The organism is Paraburkholderia sediminicola (assembly GCF_046027825.1).
GTDB lineage: Bacteria > Pseudomonadota > Gammaproteobacteria > Burkholderiales > Burkholderiaceae > Paraburkholderia > Paraburkholderia sediminicola_D.
Genome location: NZ_JAQQDU010000026.1, coordinates 83697 through 97246, shown reverse-complemented (window position 1 = coordinate 97246; position 13550 = coordinate 83697). Strand labels below are relative to the sequence as shown.

At 60.2% G+C, this 13550-nt stretch carries 13 protein-coding genes; 9 read left to right on the top strand and 4 right to left on the bottom strand.

All coding sequences use genetic code 11. The features are described 5' to 3' along the window. Positions 1 to 147 precede the first annotated feature (147 nt). From PQQ96_RS16570 to PQQ96_RS16545, 6 genes are all read left to right on the top strand, one after another. Positions 148 to 1311 carry a porin gene (locus PQQ96_RS16570; RefSeq protein ID WP_408293692.1) on the top strand — a complete coding sequence of 388 codons (1164 nt, stop codon included), beginning with the start codon at positions 148 to 150 and terminating at the stop codon, positions 1309 to 1311. A 542-nt stretch (positions 1312 to 1853) separates the two neighbouring features. After that, a complete protein-coding gene (locus PQQ96_RS16565; RefSeq protein ID WP_408293689.1) occupies positions 1854 to 2627 on the top strand; it encodes an ABC transporter substrate-binding protein in 774 nt (257 codons plus the stop codon). A gap of 121 nt (positions 2628 to 2748) precedes the next feature. Further along, on the top strand, positions 2749 to 3438 hold the full coding sequence (locus tag PQQ96_RS16560) for an ABC transporter permease (RefSeq protein ID WP_408293687.1): 690 nt from the start codon (positions 2749 to 2751) through the stop codon (positions 3436 to 3438). Beyond that, positions 3435 to 4148 carry an ABC transporter permease gene (locus tag PQQ96_RS16555; protein WP_408293684.1) on the top strand — a complete coding sequence of 238 codons (714 nt, stop codon included), beginning with the start codon at positions 3435 to 3437 and terminating at the stop codon, positions 4146 to 4148. The genes PQQ96_RS16560 and PQQ96_RS16555 overlap by 4 nt, the downstream gene beginning before the upstream one ends. Before the next feature lie 38 nt (positions 4149 to 4186). Further along, positions 4187 to 4954 carry an ABC transporter ATP-binding protein gene (locus PQQ96_RS16550; RefSeq protein WP_408293681.1) on the top strand — a complete coding sequence of 256 codons (768 nt, stop codon included), beginning with the start codon at positions 4187 to 4189 and terminating at the stop codon, positions 4952 to 4954. 51 nt (positions 4955 to 5005) lie between these two features. After that, positions 5006 to 6121 (top strand): M14 family metallopeptidase, encoded by a 1116-nt coding sequence (locus PQQ96_RS16545; protein WP_408293678.1) that lies wholly within the window; start codon positions 5006 to 5008, stop codon positions 6119 to 6121. Between the two features lie 352 nt (positions 6122 to 6473). Here PQQ96_RS16545 and PQQ96_RS16540 read toward each other — a convergent pair. The 4 genes from PQQ96_RS16540 to PQQ96_RS16525 form a co-directional block, all read right to left on the bottom strand. Then, positions 6474 to 7231, bottom strand: a protein-coding gene (locus PQQ96_RS16540) for an IS5 family transposase (protein WP_408293676.1) whose coding sequence is annotated in 2 segments (ribosomal slippage) — positions 6474 to 6910 and positions 6910 to 7231 — 759 coding nt in all. Because the reading frame shifts where the segments join, the coding sequence is not laid out codon by codon here. Between the two features lie 46 nt (positions 7232 to 7277). Beyond that, positions 7278 to 8333: a serine hydrolase domain-containing protein gene (locus PQQ96_RS16535; protein WP_408293673.1), complete on the bottom strand. Its 1056-nt coding sequence runs from the start codon at positions 8331 to 8333 to the stop codon at positions 7278 to 7280. A gap of 37 nt (positions 8334 to 8370) precedes the next feature. Continuing rightward, on the bottom strand, positions 8371 to 9663 hold the full coding sequence (locus PQQ96_RS16530) for an MFS transporter (protein ID WP_408293670.1): 1293 nt from the start codon (positions 9661 to 9663) through the stop codon (positions 8371 to 8373). Next, a complete protein-coding gene (locus PQQ96_RS16525) occupies positions 9653 to 11095 on the bottom strand; it encodes a M20 family metallopeptidase (RefSeq protein ID WP_408293667.1) in 1443 nt (480 codons plus the stop codon). The genes PQQ96_RS16530 and PQQ96_RS16525 overlap by 11 nt, the downstream gene beginning before the upstream one ends. Before the next feature lie 139 nt (positions 11096 to 11234). Here PQQ96_RS16525 and PQQ96_RS16520 point away from each other — a divergent pair, with 139 nt between their 5' ends. From PQQ96_RS16520 to PQQ96_RS16510, 3 genes are all read left to right on the top strand, one after another. Beyond that, positions 11235 to 12140: a LysR family transcriptional regulator gene (locus PQQ96_RS16520; RefSeq protein WP_408293707.1), complete on the top strand. Its 906-nt coding sequence runs from the start codon at positions 11235 to 11237 to the stop codon at positions 12138 to 12140. Positions 12141 to 12472: 332 nt separating this feature from the next. After that, entirely contained in the window at positions 12473 to 12862 is a 390-nt protein-coding gene (locus tag PQQ96_RS16515) for a DUF6232 family protein (RefSeq protein ID WP_408293664.1), read from the top strand. 146 nt (positions 12863 to 13008) lie between these two features. Further along, positions 13009 to 13353: a hypothetical protein gene (locus tag PQQ96_RS16510; RefSeq protein ID WP_408293662.1), complete on the top strand. Its 345-nt coding sequence runs from the start codon at positions 13009 to 13011 to the stop codon at positions 13351 to 13353. Positions 13354 to 13550: the final 197 nt, after the last annotated feature.

Sequence of the window (13550 nt, the reverse complement as noted above, 5' to 3'; positions counted from 1 at the left end):
TGTGAGTGTCGCGCCGGCGCGACAGATTACAAAAATAAGCAAACCTGTCACATACCTTACTCTGCGTTCCCTTAAATTTCGGGCCATCGCACGACCTTGCCAAAGAACACGGCGTCGCGATCGCTTAATTTTTAATCGGAGAAAGTCTTGAACAAGAAAGTATTGACCGCCGCTACTCTCGCCGTCTTCGCCAGCGCCGCCCATGCGCAAAGCAGCGTCACGCTGTATGGCCTGATCGATGCCGGTATCAGCTACGTGAACAACTCGAAGACCTCCACCGGTCACGACAACCTCTTCAAGTACGACGACGGCGTTGCTCAAGGCAGCCGTTGGGGCCTGCGCGGCACCGAAGACCTCGGTGGCGGCCTGAAGGCACTGTTCGTGTTGGAAAGCGGTTTCAACAGCGGCAACGGCACGCTCGGCCAAGGCGGCGCGCTGTTCGGCCGTCAAGCGTTTGTCGGTCTGTCGAAAGACGGCATCGGTGCACTGACGTTCGGTCGCCAGTATTCGTTTTCGACGGATTATCTGGGCGGCAACTACTCGACCGGTGGCCAGACCGTCGCGGGTAACTACGCTTACCACATCAATGACGTCGACCAGTTGACGTCGAGCCGTATCAACAACGCAGTCAAGTTCAGCAGCGCGAATTTCGCGGGCCTGACCTTCGGCGCGATGTACGGTTTCTCGAACCAGGCTGGCGCATTCGCTGGCGCACCGGCAACCGGCACGACCGCAGCACCGGTCGCAGGTTCGTCACGCGCGTATAGCCTTGGCGTGAACTACGCGAACGGCCCGTTCGGCGTCGGCGCAGCGTACACGGACATCCGTTACCCGAGCCAGGCAACCCCGGCATTCTCGACGGCCATCGCCAACGTGACGACGGGCAGCGTGCGTGATCTGCGCACGTTCGGCGTCGGCGGCCGTTACTCGATCGGCGCAGCTACGCTGTGGGCGTTGTACACGAACACGCGCTTCGCTCCGATCACGGGCAGCTCGACCACGTTCGCTGCGTACGAAGCAGGCGCAAAGTACGCATTCACGCCGGCGCTGACGGCTGGTGCAGGCTACACGTACATGCACCTGAGCGACGCCAACACGGGCCACTGGAACCAGGTGGACCTGAGCGTCGACTACGCGCTGAGCAAGCGTACGGACGTGTATGCACTGGGCATCTACCAGATCGCTGCTGGTCAGGTTGGCAAGACGAATCTGCAAGCGCAGATCGGTTCGAGCACGAGCTACTTCAACACGTCGGGCACGGGTTCGGACAACCAACTGGCATTCCGCGTCGGTATCCGTCATAAGTTCTAAACGAGTCTTGCAGGCAGGGAGCAAGCGCCCCTTGTTTCAAGGTTCTGAAAAACGCCCTACGGGGCGTTTTTCTTTTGGGGGACCCGTTTTCCAGGCACCCGCCAGTCCCCCGCAACATCCCCTTTCCCCTCTCCCAGGCCGCACTCGCGGCCTCTTCGCATGCGATCCGGCATCACCAGAGCAAGCTCGTCCGGCCAGATGCAAGCGGATCCCAGCACCATCTTGTATAGACATTCCCGTACATATTGCAACGCTTAAGGTGTATATACCGCTTCGTTGCGCGACCCACATCCGCCAGACCAAGCTTGACCAGCAAGCGCTGAAAACCCATCCCAGTCTTACATTTCGCCAATAGCATACGAGAAAACCCCAGTTGCTTCGAATAATATTGACCGGCTATCTTGTATAGACAAGTTGCGCAGACCAGCGCGTCATGTACCCTGAATTCGATACGTCTAGACAACATCGATGGATCGAATACCGGACGCGGCGGGGCTCGAACCCCAACACCCGGTGTCACGAAGTACCTTTCTGGAGAAGTCATGAAGAAGCTCGCCCTGTGTATCGCGCTCGCAGCCATCGCAACTGGCGCCTACGCAAAAGACTGGTCCACCATCCGCTTCGGGGTCGATGCAAGTTATCCGCCGTTCGAATCGAAAGGCGCCGACGGCAAACTGACCGGCTTCGACATCGATCTCGGCAACCAGATCTGCGCGCGTCTGAAAGCCAAGTGCGTGTGGGTCGAAAACGACTTCGACGGCATGATTCCCGCGCTGAAGGCGAAGAAGTTCGACGGCGTGCTGTCGTCGATGTCCATGACGCCGCAACGCGCCGAACAGGTCGCCTTCTCCGACAAGCTCTTCAACACGCCGACGCGCCTCATTGCGAAGAAAGGCTCGACCCTGCTGCCTACACCGGAATCGCTGGCGGGCAAGACGATCGGCGTCGAACAGGGCACGATCCAGGAAACCTACGCCAAGACCTATTGGGAGCCGAAGGGCGCCAGGGTCGTGCCGTACCAGAACCAGGACCAGGTCTACACCGACCTGCTCTCCGGCCGTCTTGATGGCGCCCTGCAGGACGCCGTGCAGGCCGATATCGGCTTCCTGAATACGCCGCGCGGCGCGGGCTTCCAGTTCGCCGGCAAGGACATCGTCGACGCGAAGATCCTCGGCAACGGCGCAGGCATTGGCATGCGCAAGGACGACGTGGACCTGAAGGAGAAGATCGACAAGGCCATCGCCGACATCATCAAGGACGGCACCTACAAAGCCATCGAGAAGAAGTATTTTGTCTTCGACGTGTACGGCAGCTAAGCGGTAACTGAGCGTCATTCGTCGGCCTACCCGCCGTATGCCATGGTTCAGCGTCACTCGTTCCGCCGGCCCGAATCGCCGGTGCAGAACGGGGACGCTGTGCAATCGAGGATAGCAATTCATGTTCTTTCACGGTTTTGGCCCGCTTCTCCTTGCGGGCACATGGGAAACGATCAAGCTGGCTGTGTTGTCGCTGGCCGCCTCGTTCCTGCTGGGTCTCGGCGGCGCTGCAGCGAAGTTATCGCCGAACCGCGTGCTCTCCCACATCGGCACGCTCTATACGACGCTGATTCGATCCGTTCCCGATCTCGTGTTGATGCTGTTGTTGTTCTACGGCATTCAGATCCTGCTCAACAATCTGACCGACGCGCTCGGTTTCGATCAGATCGACATCGACCCCTTCGTGGCCGGCGTCATTACACTCGGCTTCATCTACGGCGCGTACTTCACCGAGACGTTCCGGGGCGCCTTTCTCTCCGTTCCACGCGGACAGCTCGAAGCAGGCTTCGCGTACGGCATGAGTTCGTGGCGCGTGTTTAGCCGCATCATGTTCCCGCAAATGATGCGCTTCGCTCTGCCTGGCATCGGCAACAACTGGCAGGTGCTGGTCAAAGCCACCGCGCTGGTGTCGATCATCGGTCTCGCCGACGTGGTCAAGGCGTCGCAGGACGCGGGCAAGAGCACGCTTGAGTTTTTCTTTTTCACGCTGACAGCGGGCGCGATCTATCTGGTGATCACCACCGTGTCTAACCTCGTGTTGATCTGGCTGGAAAAACGCTACTCGACAGGTGTCCGGAGGGCCGTACTGTGATCGAACTCGTCAGGCAATACTGGCAAGCCTACCTGTACACCGACGGTTACCGGTATAGCGGCCTTGTCGTCACCCTATGGTTGCTGGTCGCGTCGATCGGACTGGGCTTCTGCCTCGCCGTCCCGCTGGCGGTAGCCCGGTCGTCGCGCAACCGCTTCATCTCCGGACCCGTCTGGCTCTATACGTATGTGTTCCGCGGCACACCGCTCTACGTGCAGTTGCTGCTTTGCTATACGGGGCTCTACAGTCTTCAGTTCATCCACTCGCACGTCCTGCTCGACACGTTCTTCCGTAACGCGATGAACTGTACGCTGCTTGCTTTTGCATTGAACGAATGCGCTTACGCCACGGAGATATTTGCCGGCGCGATCAAATCGACCGCCTATGGCGAAATCGAGGCCGCGCAGGCTTACGGAATGTCCCGATTCAAGCTTTACACGCGGATCATCCTGCCGTCCGCGTTGCGGCGCGCACTACCCAACTACAGCAACGAGGTCATCCTCATGCTGCACGCGACGACGCTCGCTTTCACGGCCACCATCCCTGACATCCTGAAAGTGACGCGCGACGTGAACTCGGCAACCTACGCATCTTTTCAGGCCTACAGCATTGCCGCTGTGCTGTACGCCTGCATCGTGTTTACGCTGGTCTGGGCGTTTCGCAGAATGGAAACACGCATGCTGGCCTATTTGAAGCCGCAAGGGCATTGAACCTGGCTACCCTCAGCCAAGATGGAGTGTATCGAGATATGTATAAGCTGATTGTCGACGACCTGCACAAGAAGTTCGGTGACAACGAGGTTCTGAAGGGCGTATCGCTCAAGGCGAAGGCCGGCGATGTCATCAGCATCATCGGTTCGAGCGGCTCAGGTAAAAGCACGTTTCTGCGTTGCATTAATTTTCTTGAGCAGCCTTGCTCGGGACGCATCACCCTCAACGCGGAGGAGATCCAGACCCAGCCGGATCGGAACGGCTCCCTGCGGGTGAGCGATCACAAGCAACTGCAGAAGATGCGCACGAAGTTGTCGATGGTGTTTCAGCACTTCAACCTGTGGGCGCACATGACCGTGCTTGAAAACATCGTCGAAGCGCCGATCAGCGTGTTGGGGTTGAGCCGGGCGGAAGCGGAAACGCGGGCCCGCAAGTACCTGACCAAGGTCGGGCTCAACGCCAGCATGGAAGGCAAGTATCCGTCCCATCTTTCCGGCGGCCAGCAACAGCGGGTGGCTATTGCGCGCGCGCTGGCCATGGAGCCCGAAGTCATGCTGTTTGACGAACCCACATCGGCGCTCGACCCGGAACTGGTCGGTGAAGTTTTGAAAGTGATGCAAGCCCTGGCTGAAGAAGGCCGTACGATGATCGTAGTCACGCACGAGATGGGCTTTGCCCGTAACGTGTCGAATCATGTGGTCTTTCTGCATAAGGGAAAGATCGAAGAAGAAGGCCATCCTCAAGATGTGCTGGTCAACCCGAAAAGCGAACGCTTGGGCCAGTTTCTTACCGGCAGCCTCAAATAACGTTGCCGCGCGGGGGCCGGAAGTGCCCCGGCGTTTTCACCGGCTGAATCCATGCACACCAGAACGCATCCGCTTATTTCCCGGACACTCGGCACCGAACGCCACCTGACCAGTTTTCACTATGGCCCGACTGGCGGCCAGAAGATTTACATTCAGTCGTCGCTGCACGCCGACGAACTGCCGGGCATGCTGGTCGCCTGGCGTCTACGCAAGCATCTGGCTGTCCTTGAAGCGGCCGGCAAGCTGCGCGGCGAAGTGGTCGTCGTGCCGGTTTCGAATCCGATCGGTCTCAATCAACATCTGCTCGGCGCCCATCTCGGTCGCTTTGAAACGCATACGGCGCAAAACTTCAACCGTCACTTTTACGATCTGACGGCCTTGGTGATGCCGCGCGTCGAAGGACACCTGACGGGCGACATCGACGCAAACCGCGTTGCCGTGCGCGCCGCCATGCGTGAAGCGCTCGACGAGCAGGCACCCGTCACCGAACTCGATTCGCAACGGCTTGCGCTGCAAAAGCTCTCTTACGATGCCGATGTCGTGCTCGATCTGCATTGCGATCTGAATGCGGTGATGCATCTGTACACCAATCCGGATACCTGGGAAGACGTCGAACCGCTCGCGCGTTATATCGGCGCCAAAGCGTCGCTGTTGACGCTGAACGCGGCCGGCAATCCATTCGACGAAATTCACAGTTTTTGCTGGTCCAATCTGCGCGCGCGTTACGGCAAGCAGCATCCGATTCCCAATGGCGGCATCTCAGTCACGGTGGAACTGCGCGGTCAGTGCGACGTTTCGTATGAGTTCGCCGAACAGGACGCTCAGGCGATCCTCAACTATCTGAGCCATCGCGGCGTCATCGACGCTGAAGCCGCACCGTTGCCCGCGTTGCTGTTCCCCGCCACACCGTTCGCGGGTTCGGAATCGATCACGGCGCCGGTGAGCGGCGTGCTCGTGTTTCGCGCGGAAGCGGGCGCATGGATCGAAGCGGGCCAGCCGGTCGCAGACATCGTCGATCCGCTCACGGATCAGGTCACGACGTTGACCGCGACGACCACCGGCGTGCTTTACGCACGTCATTTACTTGGGTTTGCGTCGGCCGGTTTGCCGGTTGCGCAGGTCGCCGGCGCGACTGCGTTCAGAACGGGCGCATTGCTGCTGGATTGAGTCTGTGGGAGGTGGTGTAGCGGGTCTTCCTGGTCATCTCCGGTTCGATGATCAGGGCATTCGGCGGCGTATCGCATGCCGTGCTCATCATGAGCTCATGCTACCGGCTGGGCATCGTCATTCCGTGGTTCCTTTCCGAAACGCGCGGTAAGGGCACGCCGAAATGACGGGCCGGTGTTCTTTCGACATGTACATCGATGAAGGTCTGGTGCAAATCCGGGTGACTGGCGAATACCGACACGGTTAGACCGGCACGCACTGTTGCGTCGAGCCTGCCGGTCACCCAGTCATGCCAGGCTCTGGTGAATATTTCTGGAATCGGGTTTCTACACGTTACTAGGGCGTGTTCACACTACCTGAGTCCATCGACGATGAGCGCGAAATTGATGAAGGCGATGAACATTACATCCAGTTTGTCGAATCGCGAGAAGATGCGCCGGAAGCCTTTAAGACGGCGGAACAGTCGTTCCACCTCGTTTCGGCGTTTGTACATTTCCCGATCGTATTCCCACGGTTCAAGGCGATTGCTCTTTGGCGGAACAACGGGGATAAAACCCAGATCCAGCGCCAGTTGCCGTGTCTCATTGCCTTCGTATGCCTTGTCCATCAGCAGGTGCAGTGGCCGATTGGGTGGCCCAAGGCTTTGGAGCAAGGCTCGCCCCTGCGGTGCATCACCGGCTTGTCCGGGAGAAAGCGCGAATTTTATGGCTGTTCGAGCATCCGCGGCAACCATATGAATCTTGGTGGTCCATCCGGCTCGGCACTTGCCGATAGCCTGGGGTCCGTTTTCTTTAATGCACCGGTCCCATCTGGATGCACCTTTACGATCGTGCTATCCAGCGAGACTACCTCGAGCCTGATACGAACGATCTGCGCACGCTGCAATTCGGTAAATGCGCGATCCAGCACTCCGCTTTTGGACCAACGGTTCATCCGCGTATAGATCGTGTGCCACCGGCCAAAGCGCTTCGGCAAACCACGCCACTTGCAACCATGCTCGGCAACATAAAGAATTGCATTCAACACTTGAAGGTTCGACATGCTGACGTTGCCACGCTGGCGCGGCAAACAATGTTCGATCGTTTTAAATTGAGCTTCGGTAAGTTCCATTCCCGAAGTCTACATGCAAGCACCATTAGTGTGAACACGCCATAGGTTAGGTGCCGCTCGCGTCGACTGCTTTGAGGACCCGCCCAAAGAACGCGTCAGCGTAGGCCGGATTCAGCCAGCGAACGATAACCGTCATCCGACGGTCGGGCTCGATCCAGGTAAAGGAACTGCCGGCGCCGACGCCGAGATAACTCGACGCTGGAATACTCGGGAATATCTTGCGATCAGTATTGAGCCATACCAGATAGCCGTAGAACGGCGCGAGCGCGCACGGCGTGCGCATGCGCGCAATCCACTCGCGGGACAGGATGTGCTGGCCGTCCACCACACCCTCATTCAGCAGCATCTGCGCCACTTTGAGCTGATCGTTCGCACTGACCGACATTCCGCCGCCCCAGTGCGTGCCGCCCGGAACAGACTGCATGCGCCGACCGTCGATCTCGACCCATGCGTTGTCGTAGCCGACCCATTGCCAGTTTTCACTCGCCCCGGCAGGCCGCATGATCGCTTCGCGGAACACTTCAGGCAACGGTTTCCGGAACAGATGGAGAAGCGCCAGTGAAAGCTGGTTGATACGCACATCGTTGTATTCCCAGTATGTACCGGGACGTTGCAATGGACGCAGGTCGCCTTTTTTGCCATCAGGCGGTGCGGCAAAGTTGACGGCCCGATAGTGGTCGGCCTGGTCTGACAGGCCGAAATACGCGCCTTGCCATTCGCTCGTCTGTTGAAGCAGATGTGCCCACGTTACCGAGGCATTGTGTTCGTCATCGAAGCCTATGCCCGGCACCCTGACACGCACAGGTTCGTCGACGTCCGGCAGCAGCCCGCGATCATGCGCGACACCGGCGAGCAGGGCAAGGTACATCTTGGCGACGCTGAAGGTCAGATCGGCCCGGTCGGGTTCGCCCCATGAGGTCAACACGCGACCATCGACCGCGATTGTGCCGGATACCGGGCCGCGGTCATGTACGGGGCCGAGCAGCCGGTTCCATGGCGGCGGGTCGTTCACATGCACGCCCCATGCGCCATCGACATGGCGATCCCAAAGCGATTCATGATCCACTGCGAACTGCACTGCATGTTGCAAATCGTCTTGCATAGGTAAAAGTCCTGTCGGTTCAACGGGGCCAGCTGGCCTAGCGCGCGTTCAAACGCGCACGTGCCCATACCAGAGTGAAAAGGCTGATGACGGCCGCGAGCATCAGATAGAGGCCGGGTGCGAGATTGTTGCCGGTCACCGCGATCAGCGCCGCCACTGCTAGCGGCGTGAAGCCGCCGAACACGGTAGTGCCGATGTTGTAGCCGAGCGCCATGCCGGTCGTGCGCGTACGGGTCGGGAAGAGTTCCGATATCAGCGCGGGAATGGGCGCAAAGTACGTGGCCTTCAATATGGCAACCCAAACGACAGCGGCAAGCAGCGTCGCAAGCGACGGGTGCGCGTTCATGAACATGAACGCCGGATAGACCGTCACGAAAAACAGCAGGCCTGCACCCAGCATGATGCGGATGCGGCCTACCTTGTCGGACCAGTGCCCGACGATCGGCGTCAGTACCATCATGATGAAGCCGGCCAGTAACGTCGCAATGAAGCCGGACGATGGCGCGAGACCGAGTTGCCGCGACGCATACGTCGGCATGTACAGGAGCATGTAGTTGGCCGTGGTCGTAAGCACGAGCGAGCCGATCGACATGAGAACCCGCTCCTTCTGCGTTGCCAGCAACTCCCGCACCGGCGATGCGGACTTCTCCGCACGCTCGAACTCCGGCGTTTCGTCAATGCGGCGGCGGATATAGAAGCCGACCGGCCCGATCAGCATGCCGAACAGAAAAGGAATGCGCCATCCCCAGCCTTCGATTTGAGGCTGGGTCAGCACACCGGTCAGCACCGCGCCGAACGCGGATGCGATCAGCGTGCTCGCACCCTGGCTCGAGAACTGCCAGCTTGCCATGAAGCCTTTACGCGCCGGTGCATGCTCGATCAGAAACGCAGTGGAACTGCCGAATTCGCCGCCGGCCGAAAATCCCTGCAACAGGCGCGAAGCGAAAATGCCGATCGGCGCAAGCACACCGATCGTTGCATAGGATGGCATCAGCGCAACCATGCTCGTGCCGAGCGTCATCAGTGCAATGGAGAGCGTCAGCGATGTTTTGCGGCCCTTGCGATCGCTAAACGAGCCGAGCACCAGCGCGCCGACCGGACGCGCCAGATAAGACAACGCGAAAGTGCCGAGGGTAAGCAGAAGCGACACGGTCCTGTCATGTACCGGAAAGAAGACCCGCGACAACGTCGTGGCGAAGTAGCCGTACACGATCAGGTCGTAAAACTCGAGCGCGTTGCCGATGGAAGTCGCGAGGATCAGACGCGATACGCTCGCGTGCGGCACCGGGTTGGCGATCGTACCAGTCGCGGCGGCGGAATCAATGCTCATGATGGTGCCCTTTGGCGACGATTCGCGGAAGTAGTGATGCGCTGTTGGGTGCGTTCGGATCCCGCACGCCCAGGTCCCAGAAAAGACCCGCCATGATGCACAGGCCTTCGCGGACGACCGGCCCGAGCAGATGTTCATCCGGCGCGTGCTGCGAGCAACCAGGATACGAGTGTGGGACCCACAGCGTCGGCATGCCGAGCACGTCGGCGAAGACATCGTTGGGCAAGGTGCCGCCCAGATTTGGCAGCAGCACAGGCTGAACGCCGGTGGTCTGCTTTAGTGAGCGCAACGCCCACTGCACCCATGGATTGTCGGGATCGACACGGGTCGCGGGCATGCCGCGTTCCACGTCAATATCGACCATGCCGAAGCCGTGCCCGTCGAGATGGCGGCGCACGATCTGTTCGAGGTTCTGCCAGTCTGTGCCGACCACAAAGCGAATCTGCATATGCGCGAACGCGTGCGGCGGTATAGCGTTGACGGGCTTCTCCGGATTGCCGGTGCGAAACGCGAGCACTTCGAGGTTGTTCCAGCCGAACACACGCTCGGTCGGCGTGAGGCCGGGTTCGCCGTAGTCCGCATCGACCTCGGGTTCGCCCGGATTGCCGCCGACCACGATGTTGGCCAACGCGCGGCGCACCGCCGCGGGTACGGGCGGTGGGCGCAACCCTTCGACCACAATGCGGCCATTCGCGTCCACCATCGACCCGATTGCATTGGCGAGCACCACACCTGGGTTGCGCAGCAAGCCACCCCAATTGCCGGAATGATGGCCGCCGTCGCGCAACTTCACATCCAGCCGGAAGTTCACCAGACCGCGCGAGCCGAGAAACACCGTGGGGTGTTGCGCGCCCAGAAGCGGGCCGTCGGAGGCAATCAACACATCGGCGGTCAATTCGTCGCGCAATTGCGCGCACAGCGCGTGAAGTCCAGGCGAACCCACCTCCTCGCCGGTTTCGAATAACACCTTCAGATTAAAGCCAAGCCGGCCGCCGCGCGCATCCAGCACCGCTTTCAGAGCCGCCAGGTTGATGCTGTGCTGGCCTTTGTTGTCCGCCGTGCCGCGGCCGTACCAGTGATCGCCGGCGACGGTGACGCGCCATGGCGCAAGGCCGTCGCGCCACTGGGCGTCATAGCCACGCACGACATCGCCGTGGCCATACGTGAGCACGGTTGGCAGCGCGTCATCCTCGTGCCGGTGCGCGATCAGAAAAGGTCCGGCGCCCGCTGTGGGATTCTCGACGATGCGGCACATGAAGCCCCAACTGGTCAGCGTCGGCGTGATTTCGTCGCCCAGATAGGCGCGCAATCGTGTGCCACTGTCGGCTTCCTGGCTCTCCGTGCGGAAAGCGACGCGGCGCTGGAGGTCTTCGAGAAAACGGCCGGAATCGTACTGAGCCGCCGCATATTGAATAGCCGTGTCACGTGTCAACGTTGTTCTCCGGTATAGAGCACCGCGTGCGCTTGATGCGAAGCGAAGTCACGATCTTGGGGTGGACGATATTTGTGGACAATTACAATATTTGGCAGATATCGTTGCCGAAACGGCAAAGCAGGGCAACCTGACCGGTATGGACAACACTGCACTACGTTATTTTCTGGAAGTGGCACGTAGCGGCTCGCTTAGCAAAGCGTCGGAGCGGCTGTACGTTGCCGTGTCGGCGCTGAGCAGGCAGGTCGCGAAGCTGGAGGAGGAAGTAGGCGCGGCCCTTTTCGAAAGACGGCCTCGCGGAATGGTACTGAGCGATGCTGGGCGTTTGCTTGCCGAGCATGCTCGGCGCAGTCTGCTGGACGCGGAGCGCGTAACCGAGGAGATCCGCGGGCTGAGCAACGGCGGCCGAGCGACGATTCGCCTCGCAAGTTCGGAGGGCGTTGCACCACACTTTCTGCCGCAGGTTTTCGCGCGCTTTCTGAAGACGTACCCGGCTACGCATTTCCAGCTCGAGGTGTCCGCGCCGTCTGTTGCGACGCAACGCGTCCGCGAGGGCACCGCCGATATCGCGGTGTGTTTCAGCATCGCGCCTGAGAATGACATCAATGTGCTGTACTCGCAGCGCGCGCCGATCTTTGCACTGGTCAGGCGCGATCATCCGCTCGGGGCGCGCGAGTCCGTATCGCTCGCGGACCTCATGCCGTGGCCGCTCGCGATAGATAACCAGGGCGTGACGATCCGGCAGCTATTCGACATTTCGTGCAGTCTGGAAGGCTTGATTTTCGATCCCGTGTTCGTCAGCAACTATCATGCGGCGCTGCAAAGCTTCGTCCTGCAGACCGATGCCGTCACGCTGACAGGGTTCCTGACCGTGCGCAGCCGGCTGGATGTGGACGGGCTCGTCGCCGTGCGGATCCGTAATCCCGAGCTGCACCAGCGCACGCTCCAGATCCAGACGATGGCCGGGCGCACGCTGCCGCATGTGGTGCAGGCATTCATCGAACTGCTGACGGGCGCGATCGACAATCCTGCTCTTCTCGACTGAGGCGAAAATGGATGGCGGGATGCCGTTGCATTGTTGATGACGCTAAAACACAGGCGACGCGACTTTACTCGGAAAGCGGACGGATTGTTGGCTAGCTCTGCGGAGGGCGCAGCGGTGTCCTCAAGCCCTTTCCGCTTGCTCATCACCAACCACCAGCTTGTTGGACTGAATACTGCAGCCGGTTCGCCAAACCTGTTTGCACCAAAACCGTTTTTACTCAGCCGCGCACGAAGCCTTGTGCAGCGGGCCTGCCACCCAGCCAAAAAATCCATAACTTGAGGCATTTGAAGTCTGGTACGCTGCGCCCTTTGCTACCGATTGCATTCGACTCGATGGAAACCCCTTTCAATGATCGCGGCGTGTCGGTCACGCGCAACGCACTCTCGTCGGCCGGCCAGGTCTTTCCGCTGAAAGATATCGTCGATGTACAGGTCGTCACCGTGCCGAAAAACAAAATCCTGCCGCGCGCGATCTCCCTGCTGGGACTCGTCGGCGCTATTGTCGGCGGGATATTGCGCTCGCCGGTCGGCATGGTGTGCGGCACGATGCTGATCGTGGTCGGCTGGCTCACGTGGGCAACGCAGGACGTCACGCATCGTCTGATGGTACAGACCGCGAATGGCCTGCGTGAGGCGCTTATGAGCACCGATCGCGAGTTCGTCGAGCGCGTCGGCGCGGCCGTGCACGAGGCGAAGGCAGCCGCGGCGGCACCGAAGGCATGAGCCGCCGCCGTCCGCAAAGCGCGAGGCGTTGCGCGTTAACACAAAATTGATTCCCGATGCGGCAGCTTTTGCGTGTCGTTGACGCGGGCGCCGCTAGAGTGGTTGGGTGTCAACAACGCGCGCCGCCTCGCCGAATCGGCGCAATCATGATGCTCACGTCCGTAGCAACGTCTGAAATCTCCGTCCCCCGCGCACGGCGCGAATCACACCTTCCCCGCCGCACGCATGTCGTCGTTCCGCTTGTCATCATCGACGTCACCGTGCCCGGCACTTCATCAGCAAGCGGACGGCGCGCGCTACATACCGCCCTCGGGGACGATCTGCGACTCTACGTCGTTACCGTCGACCAACAACACGAGCGCGTGACCTTTCGTGTCGAAGTCACCTCGCGCACGCTCGAGGACGTGATCGGCCTGCTGACGGCCACCCTCGAGCGCGCCACGCTCGGTCGCGCACAAGCCACCGTGATTCGCCGTCCACGCATCTATTGACATAGATCAATACTTGCACGGGCGACTGGCTAGCCACCCCTCAAATCTTTACACATCTTTGCAATTGCCCGCGGGTGGCCGTGTAGGGTCGCCGCTCCTGTTATCGCGTGTTCCCTCCCGCAGGCCCCCGCAAGCGTCCCGGTTTCCCCGCCCACGCCGCGGCAATCCAGTGAGATTGCCGCCAGTGCTGTCCGAGT